Source organism: Streptomyces sp. NPDC058758 (assembly GCF_042746075.1).
Taxonomy (GTDB): domain Bacteria; phylum Actinomycetota; class Actinomycetes; order Streptomycetales; family Streptomycetaceae; genus Streptomyces.
Map to the genome: position 1 here is coordinate 140,755 of NZ_JBHYPS010000005.1, position 20,716 is coordinate 161,470.

The window sequence follows — 20,716 nt, forward strand, 5'->3', positions numbered from 1 at the left end:
TCGGAGGCACTCGATATGCAGTTGAGCAAGTGGGCCTACGACCTCGCAGAGTCTTTGCTCGCCGCAGAGCTGCCGCAACGATGGGCCCACTCTCGGCGCGTCTACGACCAAGCGCTCACGCTGGCGCCTGCTCTTGGGCCGGACGCCGAGCTTTTGGCCGCTGCCGCCATCGCGCACGATGTCGGGTATGCCAGCTCGGCTGTGGACACCGGGCAGCACATGATCGATGGCGCCCGGTACCTGCGCGATGTGATTGGAGCCGACCCGAGGCTCTGCAGCATCGTCGCCTTCCATACCTCCTCGCCATGGGAGGCGTCGGAGCTCGGGCTTGAAGAGGCACTTGCCGAGTTCGGGCCCGCCGAACCTGAGCTGGTGGACGCGATCACGTATTGCGACCTGACCAGCAGCCCGTTCGGCGAACTGGTTGATCCGGCTCATAGGCTTACGGAGGTGCTGGAGCGCTACGGGCCAGAGCACGTGGTCTTCCGGGCGGTTTCGGCGGCCCGGCCAGAACTGTTGGAGAGGGTCGCACGTGTGCGAGACCGGAGGGCTGAGGCCGCGGCGGCACGGCTCAGCTGATCACGGGGATCGGCGCATTTCGGAAGCCTTCCTCCAAGCGCCGGCGCGTGGTCGGAGAGACATCGAGGGCGTCCAGCTCTGACCGCGGAACCCACCGCACCGCGAAGGACTCCGAGCTCACCTTGATCTCACCCCCGACCGGACGGGCCCGGAAGCAGAGCGAGAACTCCTGACGGACCTCCCCGTCCGCGAAGGCGATGACATGGCCCGGGTCGGTGAAGATGCCGACCAGGCCGACCACCTCCACATGAATTCCTGTCTCCTCCAGGACCTCACGTACGACCGTCCCGGCGATGTTCTCGCCGATCTCTTGGACGCCACCCGGCATGCCCCAGCGGCCGTTGTCGGAACGCCGTTCTAGGAGGACCTCGCCAGCGTCGTTCACTACGAAGGCTGTCACTGCCGGGACGATGTTGTTCGCCTTCGGGGCGCCAGGGTCATCGAAATAGTCAGTGCGGCGACTCATGAGGTCCTTTCGATGGGAACGGCTTCCTCCCACACCTTCTCGAAGCTCTGCTGGTACGTCGAGACCAGCTCGGCCCCGGCCACGCGGCGCAGATGCAGGACCGGGGCCATGGGCGCGCTGACACCGTAGACCTGAGTGTTGACGAGCCACTCATCGTCCGCGCGGTACAGGGAGTTGTGGAGCGTCGACCGATGCATCCGGAACTCGATCTTAGGTACTGAGTAGAGCGGATGGTAGAGCTTCATCACCTCGCGGACCTTGTAGGCGACGCCCTCCCCGATCTTCTCTTCTTCGCCCCGGCGCTGGATCTCGGGGCTATCGGGATCGCCCAGCAGGATGCGTGCACGGACGCCGGAAGCCGCCTTCAGCCGGAGCAACTGGGACCATCGGGGATTCTCGGCTAGGAACACGCCGGCGTGGACGAGCACGCCTATCTCGCGCTCGGCCCGGCCGAACAACTCCAACCACAGTTCCGGCGGAACGTACGAGCGATGTGGGTAGACCTTGAGGACCTCGGCGTCAGCTGCGTCTTTACGCTGACCGTCAGGGAGGCCGTTCGGCCAGAGGTACGCCTCGTCCTCACGTAGGTAAGCCGCTATGGCGAGGCGATGGCGTCGGTACGGGGACCGCCCTTGGGAGATCCATCGCTCCACCGTCTTGGGGTCCACGCCTGTGTGTTCCGCCATGGCATCGACCGTGATGCCGCGAGTCAGCATCGCCGACCTTAACCGCTCGTTCGCCATCCCAACCCCCAGGGACGTCCAGGGACGTACTCGACTCCCCGAACGCTATCGAGGACGTCCCAAGTCGTCCAGGGACGTGGTGACTTCGTCCCGAGGGTTCGGGCCACTCTGATGTCACGCCCCAGGAGGGCCCGATAGCAGCGAAGGACTTGACAGCCGCAATCGGGCGCTCCATTGTGAGATACACGTTCAAGCATGTATCTCATGTGAGGCGAGGGACGGTTACGACTGCCCTGACCTGCACTGACGTGCGCCCGGAGGACCCGAGAGGGCTCGAAGGAAGTGCTCGTTCCTTGACAACTGAATGGGGATTACGCCGCCTCTCCTCGGCCAAGTAGGCGGCCACGCGGACTCCGCGTGAAGAACAGCGCCACCCCATCCCTCCGCGGTTTTCGATCGCGGCCGGTTGCCTCCCTCGCCCGTCCGGGCCCCGCGTGGGGTGCCGTACGGGCGAGGCCGAGGGGAGCCGGAGCATTCCGACCCCACCGCACCGGAGCGGCTGCCTCTCACCACGAACCGAGGCCGCACCGGTGCCCCTTCGACAGAAGCAGGAGCGATCAGCCATGCGTACGTACATCGGCGGCCATCAGGTCGTCAGCACCAACGACTTCGTGGAACTCGCCCTCGGCACCCCGGTGGAACTGTGGCTCGGGGTGGAGGGCGAGAGCGAGGAGGAGCGCGCGGCGCGTCTGGACGCGGCGCGGGACATCCTCGCGGACAACCCGAACCTGCCAGACGAGGTGAGCCGGGTCGCCGCCGAGGCGATCGAGGCGTTCGCGCCGGAGCTGTTCAACGTCCTCCCGCTGGTACGGCCGGCGGTCCGCCGCTCCCGTCCCCGGAAGGGAGCGGCGGCATGAGCGCCCGGGTGCCCTGGGGCCTGGAGCTGGTTCTCGTCTGGCTCGGGTCGCTGATCGCGGTGGGCAGTGCCGCGGGCGCTGTTGCGGTCCATCAGGCGTGGCTGTTCGCCGCGGCGGTTCTCGGGTTCCTCGTCCAGCACGTCGGCTGGGCGGTTCGGAACCGGAAGCTCTTCGGCGGTGCGCGATGACGACCGCGATCACCAACGAGCGGTCGGCGGTGCCGCCGCTGACGCGTCCGGAGATGGGCCTCGCCGGTATCGGCGCGCTCGCCGCGGCCGGCGTCGGTGCCCTTGGGCTCATCTCCTCCTTCGACGCCGTATCGGCTGCCGCGCTGCGGTGGGGCTTCGGTGAGCCGTGGATGCTGCCGGTCGGCATTGACGTGGCCATTCCGGTGTTCACGGTGGCCAACCTGCTGCTGATCCGGATGGACATGGCCCTCGCGTGGGTGCGGTTCGTGCCCTGGATCCTCACCCTGATCACCTGCGGCCTGAACGTGGCCGCCGGGCACGGGATGTGGGCCAAGCTTGCCCACGGCACGATGCCGCTGCTGTGGGTGGTGTTCTCCGAGATCGGCGCCCACATCTACGCCGTACGGATCGGGGCCGCGACCGGCCGCCGGATGGACAAGATTCGGGCCTCGCGGTGGCTGCTGGCCTTCCCCTCCACGTTCTCGCTGTGGCGCCGGATGACGCTGTGGGAGATCACCTCCTACGCCGACGCGCTCTCCCGCGAGAAGGAGCGGCAGCTCGCCCGCGCCGACCTGCGCGAGACCTACGGCTGGCGGTGGCGGTCGAAGACCCCGCGCCGCGAGCGTGTCCTCCTGCGGCTCGGGGAGCTTGCCCCCGACGGGGCCGTGGAGGAGCCGGAGCAGGAGCCTGCTGTGCCGCCCGTGCCGCCGCCGGCCGAGGAGCAGGACGAGCGGAAGCAGCGCAAGCGCACCACCCGTCCGAAGCCCAAGGGAACGAAGCGGCCACGTTCGGCGACGGAGCTGCTGGCCGAGGCCCGTGAGCTGACCGCCGATTGGCCGCTGGCGGGGATCAACGCCGAGGCGATCCGAACCGCGATGCACTGCTCGGCAGCGAACTCTCGCGTTTTGCGGGACGAGCTGCTCGCCGAGCGAGCCAGCCGCCCGGATCTCCACTCCGTCGACACGAACGACGCTAGCGACACGGACGAGTCCGCCGAGACGGCCGAGGAGGTCGCCGCATGAACACGCTCGCCACGATCCTCGCCGCGACCGGTCCGCTCGCGGCCGGATGGTCCGGCCACGTGCTGTGGCTGCGTCGTCGGCTCCGCACCGCCCGCCGCGACCCGCTCACCGGGCTGCGGACCCGCGAGGGCTTCACCCGCCGGGCCGCCGCACTCCTGCGCGACGACAGGGCGGTGGTCGTCCTCGCGGACGTCGACCACTTCAAGCAGATCAACGACCGCCACGGCCACGCGGCCGGCGACGCCCTCTTGAAGGCCACTGCCGACCGGCTCGCCCACTACGTCGGCCCGAACGGTGTCACCGGGCGCCTCGGCGGCGACGAGTTCGCGGCCGTCGTCCTGGACACCGACGGCACCGTCGCGGACCTGCTCGCCGTTCTCCACGGGGTACTGGCCCGCCCCGCCGACAAGGCCAACCCGCACGTGGCCACCACCGTGTCCCTCGGCTGGGTCCGCGCCGCCGACTTCCCTGGCGAGGACCTCTCCGCGCTCCTCGGCCGCGCCGATGAGGCCATGTACGCGGCCAAGCAGGGCCGCACCGGGATTAAGGGGGCCCGGCTGGGTCGACTGCTCTCGGCGGTCACCGGCCGCCGGTCCGGACGTCGAGGCGCCCCGGCCGGGGCGCCGGCGGTGGGGGTGGCGGCATGACGCCGGGCCCGCTCGCCGCCGACCTCTTCCATACCGTGATGGAGGCCGCACAGCACCGCTGCCAGTGCGCCGGCGCGTGCGGACAGCCCCATACGAAGGGCGAGGGGCGCTGCACCCGCGAGCACGGCCGCCACGCGGGCAAGCACAGCGGCCCGGTCCGCCTCATGGCCGCTGCGGCCGACCCGCTCACCACCGAGCTCGCCGCTGCGGCACTGCCCGCGAGCGAGTTGCGCGCCTGGTGCCCGCCCTGTTTCACCGCCGCCCGCCGGGCCGCCCAGCGCGCCGCCGCGGCGCCCGGCGACGACCAGGGCGGCCTGTTCGACCTGTGAGCAACGGGGTCCGGTCACGACCGACCAAAGCAGCGGCCGGACCCCGCCATCCCTCCCGAGAGAAGGAAGAGTCTCAGTGAAGCACCCCGACGACGAGAACGACTTCTTTGACCGACTCGAAGCCGACATGGCCACCACCGGGTCGCCCGACTCCGGGGCCGACGTGGTCGACCTCGACAAGGCCCGATCCGCCCGCACCGAGTCGGCCAACTCCACCGCCGACGCGTCGCCCGACTCCCACACGGACGAGTCGGCCGACGAGTCGGGCGACCCGTCGGCCCGCCGGTTGGTCGACGGCCCGGCGCTCGCCGGGCCCGGCTACCTCGGCCGACTCGCGGGCGCGAAGCGGCGACGGATCGTCCCCGCGTGGCTGCGGTCGACGGCCGAACTCAAGACCGCCGCCCGCTGGGTCGCCAGCCACTACACCCACCTCGCCGGGTACCACGCGCTCCGCTCCCCGGTCTACGCCGGGCGCCTCGCGCTCCAGGCCCCGCGGGGCGCGGCGAAGTTCGTCGGCGGCACGATGCGCTGGGTCGCCGACCGCGAGGGCGAGCCCGTCCGACTCGCCGCCGTCCGGCGTGAGGACGCGGCGGAGTACCTCAAGCTGTCCCGGCAGCGTGACGGCCGGGTCCGGCTGCGGACCCTGGTCGCCACCCTCGCCGCCCTCGTCGGCATGGGCACCGCGCTCGCCCTCTACGTCCTCGCCCCCGGCTGGCTCCAGGTCGTCTCGGTCGGCGCGCTGCTGCTCGCCCTCGGATCGGCCGGCGGCCAGGCCGATGCGCCGGTCATCAACCGGGCCGTGGAGGTCACCAAAGCGCCCAAGCTCACCAGCGACATCGTCCTGCGCGCCCTGGGGGCGCTCGGCATCCCGGCGATCAACCAGGCACAGGGCAAGGGCCGGGACGGGTTCACGTTCACCGCCCCGATCACCCGCGACGGGCCCGGCTGGCGCGCGGAGGGCGATCTCCCGTACGGCGTGACCGTCACGGACGTGATCGAGCGCCGGGACAAGCTCGCGTCCGGTCTGCGCCGCCCGCTGGGCTGCGTCTGGCCCGAGGCTGTCCCGGAGGAGCACACCGGGCACCTGGTGCTGTGGGTCGGCGACCAGGACATGTCGACCGCACGGAAGCCAGTGTGGCCGCTGCTCAAGAGCGGGGCCACGGACCTGTTCAAGCCGGTCGCCTTCGGCACCGACCAGCGCGGACGCTGGGTGGAGATGACGCTCATGTACATCGCCGCCGTCATCGGCGCGATCCCCCGCATGGGCAAGACGTTCCTCCTGCGCCTGCTGCTCCTGATCGCCGCTCTCGACCCGCGGGCCGAGCTGCACACCTACGACCTCAAGGGCACCGGCGACCTCGACCCGGTCGGCGAGCGCGTCTCGCACCGCCATCGCGCCGGGGACGACGACGAGGACATTGAGTACGCCCTCGCTGACCTGCGGGAACTGCGGGACGAGCTGCGGCGCCGGGCGAAGATGATCCGTTCCCTGCCCCGGGACATTTGCCCGGAGTCGAAGGTCACCAGCGAGCTGGCGAACATGAAGAACCTGGGGCTCCACCCGATCGTCGTCGGCGTGGACGAGTGCCAGGTCTGGTTCGAGCACCCTAAGCACGGGGCGGAGTTCGAGGAGATCTGCACCGACCTGGTCAAGCGCGGCCCGGCCACCGGCATCGTGCTGCTGCTCGCCACCCAGCGTCCCGACGCCAAGGCTCTGCCAACCGGCATCAGTGCGAACGCGTCGGCCCGGTTCTGCCTGAAGGTCATGGGCCAGCTGGAGAACGACATGGTCCTGGGCACGTCCTCGTACAAGCGAGGCGTGCGGGCCACGATGTTCTCCTGGAAGGACAAGGGCATCCACTACTTCGTCGGCGAAGGAGCGGACGCCCGGATCGTCTCCTCCGTCTACGTCGACGCCCCCACCGCCGAGACCATCGGCCTGCGGGCGCGCAAGCTCCGCGAACAGGCTGGCACCCTCTCCGGCCACGCCCTGGGGGAGTCGTTCGAGACCGGCGAGACCAGCGCGTACGACCTGCTGCGCGACATCCTCGCCGTCGTCCCCGCCGAGGAGCCCAAGGTCTGGTCCGAAGTCGTCGTGGCCCGGCTCGCCGAGCTGCGCCCCGACGTCTACGGCGGCTGGGACCCCGAGGGACTGGCCGCCGCCCTCAAGCCGCACGGCATCTCCACCACCCAGGTGTGGGGCAAGACCGAGAGCGGCAAGGGCGCCAACCGGCGCGGCATCGAGCGCTCCCGCATCTCCGCAGCCATCACGGACCGTGACGGAAACCGGGACGCGAGCTGACACGGATCGCCGCTAGGCCTAGCAGCAAGCCCCGCTAGGTCTAGCGGCACCGCTAGCGCTCCATACCGCATCTGATCAGCACGCTAGTCCCTAGCGGGCTGACCTGCGCATACCCCGAAAACCGCCGGAGAGGCCCCCGATGACCCCCTTCCTCGCCGCTAGCGCACTCCTGCTTGCCATCACGCTCGGTTACTCCGCCCTGTGTGCGGCCTCGCCGTTCGGCAACTGCCGCAAGTGCAACGGACTCGGCTTCGCCCTCACGACGGACCGCAAGGGCAAGCCCAAGCGCGGCAAGACCTGCCGCCGCTGCAAGGGCCACGGCATCCGCATCCGCGTCGGACGCCACCTGTTCAACATCGCCGCCCGCGTCCACCGCGACGGCACCCGCTGACCCCGCAACGACAGGAGCCCGACATGAACTTCGAGATCTCCGCCGTCCTGCTCTTCGGCGCCGCGTCCGCCTTCGCCGTGAAGAGCAAGTCCTCCGGCGCCGGCGCCGCCATCGTGCTCTTCCTCTTCGGGTTCTTCGCCGCCGGGACCGGCGCGTACGAGCCGATCGCCAACCTCGTCCAGTCCTCCGCCACGGCCCTCTCCGACCTCGCCAACTAGCCGAAGGAGCACGCGATGAACGAGCCGATCACCGCCCCGCACTGGCTCACCACGGCCACGCCGAAGGCGGCCCCCGCCCTCGCCACGTCCACGGTCCTCGTCCTCGGCCGGATCTGGAACGCCAACGGTGCCGAACACTCCGTCGGCAACGCCGCCCTCATGGTCGTCCTCGCCGCCGGAGCCGCCACGGCCGGCGCCTTCGCCGCGGCCGGTCACCGCGGGGACAGCACGCTCGCCGGAGCTGCGTTCGCGACCTCGGGTGGCCTCGCCTTCGCCGGGGTCGCCGGATACGCCGACGGACTGTCCCTCCCGCTGCTGCTGTGGGTGCTCGCCACCGCCGTCGCCTACGGCCTCGCCGCCCGCTACTGGCGCACCGCCCGCCGCGAGACCACCGCTTACGAGCGGCGCACCGTCGAGCGGCGCGAGGACCACGCCCACATCGAGCGCGTGGAAGCCCTACGCGCTGGAGCCCAGATCGAAGTCGCCCGGACCGGCGCCCTCTACGCCGAGCAGCTCGCCACCGCCCTGCTCACGCGCGCGGCCCTGCCCGGCTTCGACCCGCAGGCCCTCACCCGCGCCGGACTGCCCGAACTCCCCGCCACCGAGAACACCAAGGAGCACTGACCCATGTTCGAGATCCGCGTCATCTGCGACCCCGACGACACCGACCGGGTGACCGCCGCGCTCGGCGGCGCCTTCACCACCGGCGCCGTACGCCAGTACGCCACCCGCGACGGCAAGCGCGAGCGTCTCTACCTCACCGCCGACCTGCGGGCCGAGCGGTGGCCGACACCCGAGGAGGCCTACGCGCTCGCCCCGAGCATCATCAGCGAGGTCGGCTGGACCGCGGGCACCGCGGCCGACAAGCCGTTCGGCAAGGGCCTCGGCCGTGAGTTCTGGCTCCGCAAGGCCGCGCTTCTGGACCGCATCGCGCTGGGCGACGAGAGCGAGCGTGTACGCACCGACGCTGCGGAGATGGCCACCGCGGCGGCTCGCCGCCTCATGGACACCGACGGCGCCACGGTCATCTGTGACCCTCGCGTCTACGTCCGTCAGCAGTACGAGCGGTGGCTCAAGCAGAAGTAGCTGTGCCCGGGGCGGTCGCCTCTCACCACAAGACCGCGACCGCCCCGGCTCTCCGTCCCTTCGACAGAAACAGGAGAAACCCCAGCATGACACCTGAGCCCGCCCATGGGCAGTACGCCCCCGTGGTGCCCCTGCACAGCGCGCCCGGCGGCGTGGAGCGGATGGCGCCGCACGACCGGGAAGCCGAACAGGCCGTTGTCGGCGCGCTCATGCTCGCGCCCGGCGTCATCGGCGACGTGAACGGCTCGATGGACCCGGCCGACCACTACGTGCCCGCCCACGAGACGATCCATCGCGCGATCCTCGCCCTGCACGCCCAGGGCCAGCCCGTGGACCCGATCACCCTCGGGCACCACCTGGAGCAGACCGGCGAACTCGTCCGCGCGGGCGGCCGGCCCTACCTCCACACCCTCATCCAAGCCGTGCCCTCCACGGCCAACGCCACCTACTACGCCGAGATCGTCCACGACCTCGCCCGGCGCCGCCGGAGCATCGAGGTCGGCACCCGCATCGTCCAGGCCGGCATGTCGGCCGAGGCCACCGAGGACGACCTCCGCGAGGCCCTCGCGCTCGGCGCCGCGACCGTCCCGGCCGCGTGGCCGGAGCCGATCCCGCTGGACCGTCAGCCGAAGCTGCCGCCGTTCCCCGTTCACGCCCTCCCCGGCTGGGTCTCGGACTTCGTCGTCGCGCTCGCCGAGGAGACCCAAACCCCTGTGGACCTCGCGGGCGCCCTCGCCCTCTCCGTCCTCGCGACCGCGGCCGGCGGCCGGGCCGTCGTCCAGGTGCGAGGGCGATGGCGCGAGCCCACGAACCTCTTCGTCGTCGTCGCCCTCGGCCCGGCCAACCGGAAGTCCGCCGTCTTCGCCGCCATGACCGCCCCGCTCTACGAGGCGGAGAACACACTCGTGGAGGGCTCCAACCTCACGATCGTGGAGGCCGAGGTCACCGCCCGCATGGCGCGCGAGGCCGCCGACAAGGCCGCCGCTCAAGCCGCGAAGGCGGAGGGCCCCGAGCGGGACAACCTGGTGGCCGAGGCGATCGGCCTCGCCCAGACCGCCGAGTCCCTGACCGTGCCGCCGCGCCCGCGGCTCCTCGCCGACGACGCCACCCCCGAGACCGTCACCACCCTGCTCGCCGAGCAGGGCGGCAGGCTCGCGGTCATGTCCGCCGAGGGCGGCATCTTCGACATCATCGCCGGGCGGTACTCCGGTGTGCCCAACATGGAGGTCTTCCTCAAGGGCCACGCCGGTGACCGGCTGCGCGTCGACCGCCGGACCCGCCAGGAGTTCATCGAGGCCCCCGCGCTCACCATGGGCCTCGCCGTCCAGCCCAGCGTCCTGGAGGACATCGGCAAGAACCGCGGCTTCGACGGCCGCGGCCTGCTCGCCCGCTTCCTCTACTGCCTGCCGGAATCCCTGGTCGGCTACCGGAAGATCGACCCGGACCCCGTTCCGCCCGCTGTTGGTGCGACGTACGAGCGGAACGTCTTCGCTCTCACGCTCAAGCTCGCGGACTGGACCGACCCCCTTGTAGTGCAGGTGGGCCCCGAGGCCGATGCTGTCCTCAAGGCGTACGGCGAGCGCTTGGAGCCGCAGCTCCGCACCAAGGGCGGGCGTCTCGGGCACATCGGGAAGTGGGCCGGGAAACTCGTGGGCGCCGCGGCCCGCATCGCCGGTCTGCTCCACCTCGCCGAGCACATCGACGGCGGCACCAATGCCCCGATCAGTGCCACCACGATGGGCGCGGCGATCGAAGTGGCCGACTACTTCGCCGCCCACGCCCTGACCGTCTTCGACCTCATGGGCGCCGACGCCACCCTGGCTCGCGCCCGGAGCTTGCTGTCCGTCCTGGAGGACAACGGTTGGGAGAGCGTCAGCCGCCGGGACCTCTTCGCCAAGCTCTCCCGTTCCGAGTTCCCCACCATCGCTGAACTGGAGCCGGCCGCTGCCGTCTTGGAGGAGCACGGCTACCTCCGCAGCGAGACCCCGCCCCGCACCGGCAAACGGGGTCGCCCGCCGGCGCCCCGCTACCTGATTCATCCGAGCGTCCGCGAGGCCAAGGCGTGAGCGTCCCCGCCCGCCTTCGCATGGGACCCCCGCCGCACAAACCGCAGAATCCGCAGAAACCCCCGGGTGGCCGTCCCCACCTGCGGAAACGGCCCGTCGGCCCGGCAGCCGCAAAAATCCGCGAAACCGCCGCACAAATCCCGTCGCCGGTTACGCGACGCTCGGCCCTCGGTGCCTCCGTCCATTTCTGCGGCGATTCTCGCGATTTTTGCGGCAGCCGCCCCCGCACCCCCAACGCCGCAGGTCAGGCCCCGGATCCGCAGGTTTCTGCGGATTCTGCGGTTTCTGCGGCGCTCCGCCCTGTCTTCGGTAGCCAGTCGAGGAGGACCCGTGTCCGCGAGGCGTGACGAGATGCTCACGATCCCCCAGGTCGTGAAGGAGATCGGAGTACCCCGAGCCACCTTCTACCGGTGGCGCCAGCTCAAGAAGGGCCCGAAGGCCATCAAGCTCCCGAACGGCGCGGTCCGCATCCGTCGCTCGGATCTGGAGCGCTGGATCGAGACCCTGGAGGAAGCCGCGTGACTTACCGCAAGTCCAGCAACACCCCGGGCGCCCGCAACAGCGGGCGCCCGCCCGTTTCCGGGGACCTGACCCTCTCTACGGACGTACGGGTCTGGAAGGTCAACCAGGTACGGAGCAAGAAGGCTCCGTATCAGATCCGCTGGACGGTTGCCGGAAAGGTGAAGGCCGCCAGCTTCGCCACCGTGGCCCTCGCGGAGAGCCGTCGCTCCGAGCTGTGGCAGGCGATGCGGAAGGGAGAGGCATTCGACGTGGCGTCCGGCCTGCCGGAGTCGGAGCTCCGGGCCGCTGCCGCGAAGGAGAACGAGAAGCCCGATCCGTCGTGGTGGGACTTTAGCCGCGAGTACATGGCGAGCCGGTGGCGTACGGCGGCGGCGAAGACTCGTGAGGGGCTGGCCGACAGCCTGGCCACGGTGGCGCTCGCGATGGTGGAGGGCGGCAAGAAGGCGCCCACGCCGGAGGAGACGCGGCTCGCGATGCGGTGGGCGGTCGTACCGGCGCACCAGAACGAGGAGCCGCCGCCGGAACTCGTTGCTGCGTGCGCTTGGCTTCGGACCCGGTCGTTGCCGCTCTCGGCTCTTACCGACCCCAAGGTGGTGCGGGACGTCCAGTACCGGCTTTCGTTCAAGCTGGACGACACCCCGGCGGCGGGGGAGACCTACAAGCGCCGGCGCCGCGGCTTCAACACGGCCATGGAGTACGCCATCGAGTGCGGGTATCTGGAGGAGAACCCGCTCGCGGGGGTGAAGCGTGCGGGGTCCACCAAGGGCGACGTCGTGGACCCCCGGGTCCTGGTCAACGCTGTTCAGGGCGAGCAGCTCCTCACGGCCGTCTCGTACGTGGGCTCCATCCACCGGAACCGCGGGCGGCGACTCGTGGCCTTCTTCGCCTGCCAGATGTACGCGGCGGTGCGGCCGGCCGAGGCGGTGGGACTCAGGAAGAAGGACTGCTACCTCCCCAAGAAGGGATGGGGGACGCTCACCCTCAAGGAGACCCGGCCGGTGTCCGGCAAGCGGTGGACGGACTCGGGGCAGCGCCACGACAAACGCGGGCTCAAGTCTCGTGAGCCCAAGGCGGATCGCCCTGTACCGATTCCTCCGAGGCTGGTCGCCATGCTCCGCGCGCACATAGCGGAGTTCGGCACGGCGAAGGACGGCCGACTCTTCACCAATGAGCGTGGCGCCGTACTCGGGACGTCCAGCTACTGGAGGGTCTGGCAGGAAGCCCGACCGATCGCCCTCCCGCCGGACAAAGTGGAATCCCCGCTCGCCCACCGACCATACGACCTGCGGCACACCTGCATCACGAACTGGCTGAACGCGGGCGTTCCGGTTGCTGAGGTGGCCCGCCGTGCGGGCAACTCACCCGAGGTGATCCATCGGCGCTACGAGGGATGCATCGATGGGCAGGAGGAGGTGAACAACAGGAAGATCGAAAGAGTCATGGGTTGGTAGTCATGGCTGCCTTAGGAAGCCTCCACTACACAAGGTGACCACCGATTGAGGCGCATGGAGTTCTCATCGATACGCTCCGTCGCTACGCTGATCTCCGATCACGGAGCGTATCGATGAGAACCCGCCCAGTCTATTTTTACGGTGAAATTTGACTGATTCTTTGCCTTCAAGTCTAGACCTTGCGTGTTCCCTCTCGCTTCCAAGAGGTTTGACGCAACCTGTTGGAGGGGCGACACTAGTTGCGTCTTCTCTCTCGCTTCCGCGAGGGAAGCCGCAAGGAGGTGAGAACGTGGAGTACATGTCTGTGAGGCAGGCTGCTGAAGGCTTGGGAGTGCACGACTCGCGTGTGCGTCAGCTGCTTCAAGCTGGCAAGTTGCAAGGCTCTCGGGTAGGTGGTCGGTGGCTCGTCGAGGCTGACAGTCTGCAGGGTCGTAAGAGGGCTGCTCCTGAGTCAGGACGGCCGCTGTCTGCGCGTAACGCTTGGGGTGCTTTGGCGATCCTGTCTGGCTGTCGCCCGTCGGGCTTGTCGGACCCGGAACGTTCCCGCCTCCTGGCGCGCCTGCGGAGCCTAGCCAAGGATGGGGAAGTCCCTGCAGCGCGACTCCAAAAGCTTCTTGCATCAAGGGCTGATGTGAGGCGCTACAGCATCCATCGGTCCCTGCTGTCGGCTTTGATCGAGGACCCAAACGTTGTGCGCGCTGGGGCGAGTGCAGCGCCGCGAGTGGGCGCTGATTATGTAGCTCCAGGGCGAGCTGAGGTCTATGTGCACCCGGAGCGACTTCAAGAGCTGGAGGAAGCCTTCGGTCTGGTGCCGGATGCCCAGCGGGGAAACCTGATCGTTCGAGTGCCGCCAGCAAGCGCTTGGCCGTTCCTAGTGCCGGACTCTCAGGCGCCATGCGAGGGGCGGGATGCTCCTGCTCCTGTGGTGGCGGCGGACTTGCTTGATGCGCATGAGGACCGGGCTAGCGTCGCGGCTGAGGGCATCCTGGAGCCGTTGCTGGCATCCTCGGCGTTGGGCGGTTGGCGTAGTGGTGGGTGAACCAAGAGTCCGCATCACGTCGGATCTGCTGACAGAAACAGTCTCTGGGCTTTGGGGCACGCTTCTGGATCTGTCTGAGAAGGTGCCCAGCGCTTGGACGCTGATCGGTGGGCAGATGGTGCTTCTTCACGGTTTGGAGCACGGCAGGACTCCGCCAGGAGTAAGTCTTGATCTCGACGTGTTGGCTGACGTGCTTTCCAACCAGAGGAGCCTTCGACTGCTCGTTGCCGCGCTAGGGGCGTTGGGGTTCGAGTCTGCAGGGCTGTCGCCTGAAGGTAAGACTCACAGGTACAAGCGAGGTGAGGGCGAAGGGGTGCTCGTGGTTGACCTCCTCGCCCCGGACAACCTTGGAGAGCGAGCCGACCTCACAACGACGCCGCCAGGCTCCACTTTGGAGGTCCCTGGTGGCCGGCAGGCGGTGCAGCGGACTGAAGCCGTGACGGTTCAGCTGGACGACCGGGTTGGGGTCATCTATCGCCCCAACTTGCTAGGAGCGATAGTGGGAAAGGCTGCGGCCTTGACGATCCCCACTGCCCCTAAGGACAAGCACTACCGTGACTTGGCGTTCTTGCTCTCTCTTCCCGGCAACCCGATTGCGATGAGGAATCAGTTGCAGAGGGGGGATCGTAAGAAGCTGGCAGTAGCCAGTGCATTGCTGGACCCGGACCATGCAGCCTGGCGGCACCTGGCGGATCCTGAGGCTCAAGCCGACGGCCAGGCCATGTATCGCTTCCTGGCGCCTGCCTGAGCGCTAGTCGCTGCTCACTCGCCACTCACTCGCGATCAGTGACACACAACGACAGAGACCCGGACTCAGTGGGACTGAGTCCGGGTCTCTGTGCTTGGCGCTCTCGCTGGTCAGCGGGTTGATCACGCTGTCCGAGCTGGAGTGCCCCCGGCAGGATTCGAACCTGCGCACACGGCTCCGGAGGCCGTTGCTCTATCCCCTGAGCTACGGGGGCTTCGTCGCTGCTTGGCGGCGACGGGTGAAACCTTACCAGCTGTCGCGGGGTGCCTGTGAACGGGTATTTCCGGGGCGTCACCTGGGGGTGTTCGCTCGCGCGGGTCGGAAGTGGGGAAAACCCGGACGCAGCCCCTCGGGGCGGCCTACTCTCGTTCACGTGTCAGGCGTGTCCGGGCGGGTGCTCGTTGTCGACGACAACAAGGTCATCCGGCAGTTGATCAGGGTCAATCTCGAACTCGAGGGGTTCGAGGTCGTGACCGCGGCCGATGGTGCCGAGTGTCTGGACGTGGTGCACCGCGTGCGGCCCGACGTCGTTACCCTCGACGTCGTCATGCCGCGGCTCGACGGCATCAAGACCGCCCAGCGGCTCCGGGAGGACCCGCGGACGCGGCACCTGCCCGTGGCGATCATCAGTGCCTGCGGGGAGGGCGAGGGGGCCCGGGCGGCGGACGCGTTCCTCGCGAAGCCCTTCGAGCCGGCGGAGCTCGTACGGGTCGTCCGGCAGCTGCTGCACCGCGAGCCCCGGGAGCGGGGCCAGGCCGGCGGGGCCGACGCGGGAGAGGAGCCGTCCGCGGGGGACGGTTCCCCGGACAGACCCGCCGCCGGGAGCGTCCGTCCGGGGCGGTGAGCCCCTCCCGAGCGCTCCCCGGCGGATCCGGTCCGGCCCGGGGTTCTCCCGCGGGCGGAGCGGTGGGTGCCCGGATGGCGAAACCGGTTCGCGTTCCGACCCCCCTCCTCCCCTAGGCTGGGACCGTGACCCCCGCGGACCTCTCCCTCACCGTGCAGCACGCCGTGCGCCGTGCGGTCGACGACGGTGCGCTGCGGGTCGACGTCCCCCCGCGCGTGAAGGTCGAGAGGGCCCGGCCCGGAGGGGTGGGGGAGTACGCCAGCAGCGTCGCCCTCTCCCTCGCGCGGCCCGCCGGACGGCCCGCCCTCGACGTCGCCTCCGTGCTCAAGGAGCGGCTCGACGGGACCGCCGGGATCCTCGCCGTGGACATCACCGGGCCCGGGTTCCTGAACTTCACCCTGCGGCGGGAGAGCGGCGCCGAACTCGTCGCGGCCGTGCGCGCCGCCGGGACCGCGTACGGGCGCGGTGACGCCCTCGCGGGGGAGAGCTTCCGCTTCGAGCCCGTCGCCGAGGCGCGGGCGCAGGTCGTCGTCGGCTGCCTCGTCGGGCTGCTGGCCGGGCAGGGCGCCGACGCCCGCGTCGAGAGCGGCGGCGAGCGGCCGCACGTCCACCCCGGTGCGTACGAGCCCGAGCGGCTCGGCACCGACGCCGCCCGGTGGCGGCTGCTGCGGGCCGCGCCGCACGACCGGCCCCTCGACGGCCCCCCGCTCCTCGTGCGGCACGAGCGCAACGCGCTCTTCCGCGTCCAGTACGCCCACTCCCGCGCCCGGCGGCTCCTCGTCAACGGCCGGCAGCTCGGCGTCCTCCCCGACCACGGGAGCGACGTGGAGCACCCGCTCCTCGGGCTGCTCCGGGACCACCCCGACGTCCTCCTCGCCGCCGCCCGCCACCGCGCCCCCGACCGGGTCGCCCGGCACCTCGAAGCCGTCGCCGACGCGCTGCTCGGCTTCCAGCACACGGTCCTGCCGCTCGGCGACGAGAAACCCTCGGCCGCCCACCGCTCCCGGCTCGCGCTCGCCGAAGCCGCCGGGACGGTGCTCGCCGGCGGCCTCTCCGTGCTCGGCATCAGCGCACCCGACCGGATCTGAAAGAGCTGACCAGACATGAGCCGTTCCGCCCACCCCGCGGGCCCCCGCCACGCCGACGTCCTCCCCGAGGGCCACTACACCGCCCCGCCCGCCGACCTGAACACGCTCGACCCCAAGGTGTGGGCGCGGACCGTGGGCCGGGACGAGCAGGGGATCGCGACCGTCGGCGGGCTGCGCGTCACCGACCTCGCCGAGGAGTTCGGGACCCCCGCCTACTTCCTGGACGAGACCGACTTCCGCGCCCGCTGCCGCGCCTGGGCCGAGGCCTTCGGCGCGGACGCCGACGTCTTCTACGCCGGCAAGGCCTTCCTCTCCCGCGCGGTCGTCCGCTGGCTGCACGAGGAGGGGCTCAACCTCGACGTCTGCTCCGGCGGCGAACTCGCCACCGCCCTCTCCGCCGGGATGCCCGCCGAGCGGATCGCCTTCCACGGCAACAACAAGAGCGAGGAGGAGATCCGGCGGGCCGTCGAGGCCGGCGTCGGACGGATCGTCCTCGACTCCTTCCAGGAGATCGTCCGGGTCGCCCACGTCGCCCAGTCCCTCGGCAAGCGGCAGCGCGTGCAGATCCGCGTCACCGTCGGCGTCGAGGCGCACACCCACGAGTTCATCGCCACCGCCCACGAGGACCAGAAGTTCGGCATCGCGCTCGCCGGCGGACAGGCCGCCGAGGCCGTCCGCCGGGCCCTGAAGCTCGACGGCCTGGAGCTCATCGGCGTCCACTCGCACATCGGCTCGCAGATCTTCGACATGGCCGGCTTCGAGGTCTCCGCCCGCCGGGTCGTCCAGCTCCTCGCCGAGGTGCGCGACGAGCACGGCGTCGAGCTGCCCGAGATCGACCTGGGCGGCGGCCTCGGCATCGCGTACACCTCCGAGGACGACCCGCGCGAGCCGCACGAGATCGCCAAGGCCCTCGGCGAGATCGTGACGAGGGAGTGCGAGGCCGCCGGGCTGCGCACGCCGCGGATCTCCGTGGAGCCGGGGCGCGCCATCGTCGGGCCCACGGCCTTCACGCTCTACCGGGTCGGCACGATCAAGCCGCTCGACGGGCTCCGCACGTACGTGAGCGTCGACGGCGGCATGTCGGACAACATCCGCACCGCCCTGTACGACGCCGAGTACAGCGTCAGCCTGGTCTCCCGCGTCAGCGACGCCGAGCCGATGCTCTCCCGGGTCGTCGGCAAGCACTGCGAGAGCGGCGACATCGTCGTCCGCGACGCCTTCCTCCCCGCCGACCTGGCGCCCGGCGACCTGATCGCCGTGCCCGCCACCGGCGCCTACTGCCGCTCCATGGCGAGCAACTACAACCACGCCCTCCGGCCGCCCGTGGTGGCGGTCCGCGACGGCGAAGCAAGGGTCATCGTCCGCCGCGAGACGGAGGAAGATCTCCTGCGTCTCGACGTCGGCTGATGAAATAGTCGGGTGGTGGAATCGATGTCTCACGATCCGGACGGGCGGCTGAATCCTCCGTCCGGTGAGTGAGACTTGTTCCCACCCCCGTCAGAACCGTAGCGATACGAGAAGTACGAGAAACGAGGTCGGATGATGCGTACGCGTCCGCTGAAGGTGGCGCTGCTGGGCTGTGGAGTTGTCGGCTCCGAGGTGGCGCGCATCATGACGACGCACGCCGACGACCTCGCCGCGCGCATCGGCGCGCCGGTCGAGCTCGCCGGCGTGGCCGTCCGCCGGCCCGACAAGGTCCGCGGCGGCATCGATCCGGCGCTGATCACCACCGACGCGACCGCCCTGGTCAAACGGGGCGACATCGACGTCGTCGTCGAGGTCATCGGCGGGATCGAGCCGGCCCGCACCCTCATCACCACCGCCTTCGAGCACGGCGCCTCCGTGGTCTCCGCCAACAAGGCGCTGCTCGCCCAGGACGGCGCGACCCTGTACGCCTCCGCCCAGCAGCACGGGCAGGACCTGTACTACGAGGCCGCCGTCGCCGGCGCCATCCCGCTGATCCGCCCGCTGCGCGAGTCCCTCGCCGGCGACAAGATCAACCGCGTGATGGGCATCGTCAACGGCACCACGAACTTCATCCTCGACAAGATGGACTCCACCGGCGCCGGCTACCAGGAGGCCCTGGACGAGGCCACCGCGCTCGGGTACGCCGAGGCCGACCCGACCGCCGACGTCGAGGGCTTCGACGCCGCCGCCAAGGCCGCCATCCTCGCCGGCATCGCCTTCCACACCCGCGTGCGCCTCGACGACGTCTACCGCGAGGGCATGACCGAGGTCACCGCCGCCGACTTCGCCTCCGCCAAGCAGATGGGCTGCACCATCAAGCTGCTCGCGATCTGCGAGCGGGCCGCGGACGGCGAGTCCGTCACCGCGCGCGTGCACCCGGCGATGATCCCGCTGAGCCACCCGCTGGCCTCGGTCCGGGAGGCGTACAACGCGGTCTTCGTCGAGGCGGAGGCCGCCGGGCAGCTCATGTTCTACGGCCCCGGGGCGGGCGGCTCGCCGACCGCCTCGGCCGTTCTCGGCGACGTCGTCGCCGTCTGCCGCAACCGTCTCAACGAGGCGACGGGCCCCGGCGAGTCCGCGTACACCCAGCTGCCCGTGAGCCCCATGGGCGACGTGGTGACGCGGTACCACATCAGTCTCGACGTGGCCGACAAGCCGGGCGTCCTCGCCCAGGTCGCGACGGTCTTCGCCGAGCACGGCGTATCGATCGATACCGTGCGCCAGCAGGGCAAGGACGGCGAGGCCTCCCTCGTCGTCGTCACCCACCGCGCGCCCGACGCGGCCCTCTCCGGGACCGTCGAGGCGCTGCGCAAGCTCGACACCGTGCGCGGTGTCGCCAGCATCATGCGTGTTGAAGGGGAGTAAGGACCCATGACCAACCAGGGCACCCACCAGTGGCGCGGCATCATCGAGGAGTACCGGGACCGCCTTCCGGTCACGGACACGACGCCGGTCGTCACGCTCCGTGAGGGCGGTACGCCGCTCGTCCCCGCTCAGGTCCTCTCCGAGCGCACGGGCTGCGAGGTGCACCTCAAGGTCGAGGGCGCCAACCCCACCGGCTCCTTCAAGGACCGGGGCATGACCATGGCCATCACCCGGGCCAAGGAGGAGGGCGCCAAGGCCGTCATCTGCGCCTCCACCGGCAACACCTCCGCCTCCGCCGCCGCGTACGCGGTGCGGGCCGGGATGGTCTCCGCGGTGCTGGTGCCCCAGGGCAAGATCGCGCTCGGCAAGATGGGCCAGGCCCTCGTGCACGGCGCGAAGATCCTCCAGGTGGACGGCAACTTCGACGACTGCCTGACGCTGGCCCGCTCGCTCTCCGAGAACTACCCGGTGGCGCTGGTCAATTCGGTCAACCCGGTCCGCATCGAGGGCCAGAAGACCGCCGCGTTCGAGATCGTGGACATGCTGGGCGACGCCCCCGACATCCACGTCCTGCCCGTCGGCAACGCCGGCAACATCACGGCCTACTGGAAGGGGTACCGCGAGTACGCCGCCGACGGCCTCGCCACCCACCGGCCGCGCATGTGGGGCTTCCAGGCCTCCGGTTCGGCCCCCCTGGTGCGCGGCGAGGTCGTCAAGGACCCGTCGACCATCGCCACCGCCATCCGCATCGGCAACCCGGCCTCCTGGGAGTACGCGATCGCCGCGCGCGACGAGTCGGGCGGCTTCATCGACGAGGTGACGGACCGTGAGATCCTGCGCGCCTACCGCCTGTTGGCCGCGCAGGAGGGCGTCTTCGTGGAGCCCGCCTCGGCCGCCTCGGTCGCCGGCCTGCTGAAGGCCGCCGAGCAGGGCAAGGTCGACCCGGGCCAGCGGATCGTCTGCACCGTGACCGGAAACGGCCTGAAGGACCCCGACTGGGCCGTCGCCGGCGCCCCGCAGCCGGTCACCGTCCCGGTGGACGCCGCGACCGCCGCGGAGCGGCTCGGACTGGCCTGATCCCGATGCCCCGGACGGGGGAGCGGATGCTCGGGAACGAGCGGAAACTCCCCCGACGGAGTGAGGGCCCTGGTCGAAACCCGATCAGGAACGTACATAGGCGCACAGGTTGGCTCGCGACACGCATCGTGCGCCTCCCGTGCGCCCTATGTCGCCACAGAACCTTCCTTCGATAGGCTGTACCGGACCCGCCCCGACGCATATGCGTGGTGTCGTTGCCG

23 protein-coding genes and 1 tRNA gene are annotated in these 20,716 nt (G+C 70.3%); 21 read left to right on the forward strand and 3 right to left on the reverse strand.

Translation table 11 applies throughout. The features are described 5' to 3' along the window. Positions 1-15 precede the first annotated feature (15 nt). Positions 16-579: an HD domain-containing protein gene (locus ACFW6A_RS08895; RefSeq protein WP_386639535.1), complete on the forward strand. Its 564-nt coding sequence runs from the start codon at positions 16-18 to the stop codon at positions 577-579. Here the strand turns inward: ACFW6A_RS08895 and ACFW6A_RS08900 are convergent. Beyond that, positions 572-1,045, reverse strand: a complete 474-nt coding sequence (locus ACFW6A_RS08900) for an NUDIX domain-containing protein (RefSeq protein ID WP_386639538.1) — start codon at positions 1,043-1,045, stop codon at positions 572-574. The genes ACFW6A_RS08895 and ACFW6A_RS08900 overlap by 8 nt on opposite strands. Further along, the gene (locus ACFW6A_RS08905; protein WP_386639541.1) at positions 1,042-1,788 is read right to left on the reverse strand and encodes an XRE family transcriptional regulator; all 747 of its coding nucleotides are present in this window, start codon (positions 1,786-1,788) and stop codon (positions 1,042-1,044) included. Before ACFW6A_RS08905 ends, ACFW6A_RS08900 begins: the two co-directional genes overlap by 4 nt. A gap of 563 nt (positions 1,789-2,351) precedes the next feature. Between ACFW6A_RS08905 and ACFW6A_RS08910 the strand changes: the two genes are divergently transcribed. The 15 genes from ACFW6A_RS08910 (at position 2,352) to ACFW6A_RS08980 (ending at position 14,654) form a co-directional block, all read left to right on the forward strand. After that, positions 2,352-2,645 carry a hypothetical protein gene (locus ACFW6A_RS08910; protein WP_386639545.1) on the forward strand — a complete coding sequence of 98 codons (294 nt, stop codon included), beginning with the start codon at positions 2,352-2,354 and terminating at the stop codon, positions 2,643-2,645. Then, positions 2,642-2,833 (forward strand): hypothetical protein, encoded by a 192-nt coding sequence (locus ACFW6A_RS08915; RefSeq protein WP_386639548.1) that lies wholly within the window; start codon positions 2,642-2,644, stop codon positions 2,831-2,833. The genes ACFW6A_RS08910 and ACFW6A_RS08915 overlap by 4 nt, the downstream gene beginning before the upstream one ends. Further along, positions 2,830-3,855 carry a DUF2637 domain-containing protein gene (locus tag ACFW6A_RS08920; RefSeq protein ID WP_386639551.1) on the forward strand — a complete coding sequence of 342 codons (1,026 nt, stop codon included), beginning with the start codon at positions 2,830-2,832 and terminating at the stop codon, positions 3,853-3,855. Before ACFW6A_RS08915 ends, ACFW6A_RS08920 begins: the two co-directional genes overlap by 4 nt. After that, a complete protein-coding gene (locus tag ACFW6A_RS08925; protein WP_386639554.1) occupies positions 3,852-4,502 on the forward strand; it encodes a GGDEF domain-containing protein in 651 nt (216 codons plus the stop codon). The genes ACFW6A_RS08920 and ACFW6A_RS08925 overlap by 4 nt, the downstream gene beginning before the upstream one ends. Next, the gene (locus tag ACFW6A_RS08930; RefSeq protein ID WP_386639557.1) at positions 4,499-4,831 is read left to right on the forward strand and encodes a hypothetical protein; all 333 of its coding nucleotides are present in this window, start codon (positions 4,499-4,501) and stop codon (positions 4,829-4,831) included. The genes ACFW6A_RS08925 and ACFW6A_RS08930 overlap by 4 nt, the downstream gene beginning before the upstream one ends. Positions 4,832-4,907: 76 nt before the next feature. After that, on the forward strand, positions 4,908-7,133 hold the full coding sequence (locus tag ACFW6A_RS08935) for a cell division protein FtsK (RefSeq protein ID WP_386639560.1): 2,226 nt from the start codon (positions 4,908-4,910) through the stop codon (positions 7,131-7,133). A 139-nt stretch (positions 7,134-7,272) separates the two neighbouring features. Continuing rightward, positions 7,273-7,524: a hypothetical protein gene (locus tag ACFW6A_RS08940; protein ID WP_386639563.1), complete on the forward strand. Its 252-nt coding sequence runs from the start codon at positions 7,273-7,275 to the stop codon at positions 7,522-7,524. Positions 7,525-7,547: 23 nt separating this feature from the next. Continuing rightward, the gene (locus ACFW6A_RS08945) at positions 7,548-7,742 is read left to right on the forward strand and encodes a hypothetical protein (RefSeq protein WP_033206753.1); all 195 of its coding nucleotides are present in this window, start codon (positions 7,548-7,550) and stop codon (positions 7,740-7,742) included. Positions 7,743-7,757: 15 nt separating this feature from the next. Next, positions 7,758-8,366 (forward strand): hypothetical protein, encoded by a 609-nt coding sequence (locus tag ACFW6A_RS08950; protein ID WP_386639566.1) that lies wholly within the window; start codon positions 7,758-7,760, stop codon positions 8,364-8,366. Positions 8,367-8,369: 3 nt separating this feature from the next. Next, complete coding sequence (locus ACFW6A_RS08955) at positions 8,370-8,828, forward strand: hypothetical protein (RefSeq protein ID WP_386639569.1); 459 nt, start codon at positions 8,370-8,372, stop codon at positions 8,826-8,828. A gap of 86 nt (positions 8,829-8,914) precedes the next feature. Beyond that, positions 8,915-10,894, forward strand: coding sequence for a DUF3987 domain-containing protein (locus ACFW6A_RS08960; protein WP_386639572.1), 1,980 nt, complete (start codon positions 8,915-8,917; stop codon positions 10,892-10,894). Between the two features lie 330 nt (positions 10,895-11,224). Beyond that, positions 11,225-11,416 (forward strand): helix-turn-helix domain-containing protein, encoded by a 192-nt coding sequence (locus tag ACFW6A_RS08965; RefSeq protein ID WP_351841420.1) that lies wholly within the window; start codon positions 11,225-11,227, stop codon positions 11,414-11,416. Beyond that, positions 11,413-12,867, forward strand: coding sequence for a tyrosine-type recombinase/integrase (locus tag ACFW6A_RS08970; RefSeq protein ID WP_386639575.1), 1,455 nt, complete (start codon positions 11,413-11,415; stop codon positions 12,865-12,867). Before ACFW6A_RS08965 ends, ACFW6A_RS08970 begins: the two co-directional genes overlap by 4 nt. 298 nt (positions 12,868-13,165) lie before the next feature. Continuing rightward, a complete protein-coding gene (locus ACFW6A_RS08975) occupies positions 13,166-13,906 on the forward strand; it encodes a helix-turn-helix domain-containing protein (protein ID WP_386639684.1) in 741 nt (246 codons plus the stop codon). A 115-nt stretch (positions 13,907-14,021) separates the two neighbouring features. Next, positions 14,022-14,654 (forward strand): hypothetical protein, encoded by a 633-nt coding sequence (locus ACFW6A_RS08980; RefSeq protein ID WP_386639578.1) that lies wholly within the window; start codon positions 14,022-14,024, stop codon positions 14,652-14,654. Between the two features lie 142 nt (positions 14,655-14,796). Here the strand turns inward: ACFW6A_RS08980 and ACFW6A_RS08985 are convergent. Beyond that, positions 14,797-14,868: transfer RNA gene (locus ACFW6A_RS08985), tRNA-Arg, on the reverse strand. A gap of 159 nt (positions 14,869-15,027) precedes the next feature. On the opposite strand from ACFW6A_RS08985, the gene ACFW6A_RS08990 reads away from it, so the two are divergent. From ACFW6A_RS08990 to thrC, 5 genes are all read left to right on the forward strand, one after another. Next, entirely contained in the window at positions 15,028-15,498 is a 471-nt protein-coding gene (locus ACFW6A_RS08990) for a response regulator (protein WP_351841414.1), read from the forward strand. A gap of 125 nt (positions 15,499-15,623) precedes the next feature. Then, positions 15,624-16,586 (forward strand): ArgS-related anticodon-binding protein NrtL, encoded by a 963-nt coding sequence (nrtL, locus tag ACFW6A_RS08995; protein ID WP_386639581.1) that lies wholly within the window; start codon positions 15,624-15,626, stop codon positions 16,584-16,586. Positions 16,587-16,601: 15 nt separating this feature from the next. Then, positions 16,602-17,993: a diaminopimelate decarboxylase gene (gene lysA / locus ACFW6A_RS09000; RefSeq protein ID WP_386478349.1), complete on the forward strand. Its 1,392-nt coding sequence runs from the start codon at positions 16,602-16,604 to the stop codon at positions 17,991-17,993. A 135-nt stretch (positions 17,994-18,128) separates the two neighbouring features. Beyond that, on the forward strand, positions 18,129-19,418 hold the full coding sequence (locus ACFW6A_RS09005; RefSeq protein WP_351841496.1) for a homoserine dehydrogenase: 1,290 nt from the start codon (positions 18,129-18,131) through the stop codon (positions 19,416-19,418). A gap of 6 nt (positions 19,419-19,424) precedes the next feature. Further along, positions 19,425-20,495, forward strand: coding sequence for a threonine synthase (gene thrC, locus ACFW6A_RS09010; RefSeq protein WP_351841408.1), 1,071 nt, complete (start codon positions 19,425-19,427; stop codon positions 20,493-20,495). The last annotated feature ends 221 nt before the right edge of the window (positions 20,496-20,716 follow it).

Coding starts and splice junctions, on each gene's coding strand:
- ACFW6A_RS08895 (WP_386639535.1), top strand. CDS start 16: ATGCAGTTGAGCAAGTGGGCCTACGACCTCGCAGAGTCTTTGCTCGCC.
- ACFW6A_RS08900 (WP_386639538.1), bottom strand. CDS start 1,045: ATGAGTCGCCGCACTGACTATTTCGATGACCCTGGCGCCCCGAAGGCG.
- ACFW6A_RS08905 (WP_386639541.1), bottom strand. CDS start 1,788: ATGGCGAACGAGCGGTTAAGGTCGGCGATGCTGACTCGCGGCATCACG.
- ACFW6A_RS08910 (WP_386639545.1), top strand. CDS start 2,352: ATGCGTACGTACATCGGCGGCCATCAGGTCGTCAGCACCAACGACTTC.
- ACFW6A_RS08915 (WP_386639548.1), top strand. CDS start 2,642: ATGAGCGCCCGGGTGCCCTGGGGCCTGGAGCTGGTTCTCGTCTGGCTC.
- ACFW6A_RS08920 (WP_386639551.1), top strand. CDS start 2,830: ATGACGACCGCGATCACCAACGAGCGGTCGGCGGTGCCGCCGCTGACG.
- ACFW6A_RS08925 (WP_386639554.1), top strand. CDS start 3,852: ATGAACACGCTCGCCACGATCCTCGCCGCGACCGGTCCGCTCGCGGCC.
- ACFW6A_RS08930 (WP_386639557.1), top strand. CDS start 4,499: ATGACGCCGGGCCCGCTCGCCGCCGACCTCTTCCATACCGTGATGGAG.
- ACFW6A_RS08940 (WP_386639563.1), top strand. CDS start 7,273: ATGACCCCCTTCCTCGCCGCTAGCGCACTCCTGCTTGCCATCACGCTC.
- ACFW6A_RS08945 (WP_033206753.1), top strand. CDS start 7,548: ATGAACTTCGAGATCTCCGCCGTCCTGCTCTTCGGCGCCGCGTCCGCC.
- ACFW6A_RS08950 (WP_386639566.1), top strand. CDS start 7,758: ATGAACGAGCCGATCACCGCCCCGCACTGGCTCACCACGGCCACGCCG.
- ACFW6A_RS08955 (WP_386639569.1), top strand. CDS start 8,370: ATGTTCGAGATCCGCGTCATCTGCGACCCCGACGACACCGACCGGGTG.
- ACFW6A_RS08960 (WP_386639572.1), top strand. CDS start 8,915: ATGACACCTGAGCCCGCCCATGGGCAGTACGCCCCCGTGGTGCCCCTG.
- ACFW6A_RS08975 (WP_386639684.1), top strand. CDS start 13,166: ATGTCTGTGAGGCAGGCTGCTGAAGGCTTGGGAGTGCACGACTCGCGT.
- ACFW6A_RS08980 (WP_386639578.1), top strand. CDS start 14,022: ATGGTGCTTCTTCACGGTTTGGAGCACGGCAGGACTCCGCCAGGAGTA.
- lysA (WP_386478349.1), top strand. CDS start 16,602: ATGAGCCGTTCCGCCCACCCCGCGGGCCCCCGCCACGCCGACGTCCTC.
- ACFW6A_RS09005 (WP_351841496.1), top strand. CDS start 18,129: ATGCGTACGCGTCCGCTGAAGGTGGCGCTGCTGGGCTGTGGAGTTGTC.
- thrC (WP_351841408.1), top strand. CDS start 19,425: ATGACCAACCAGGGCACCCACCAGTGGCGCGGCATCATCGAGGAGTAC.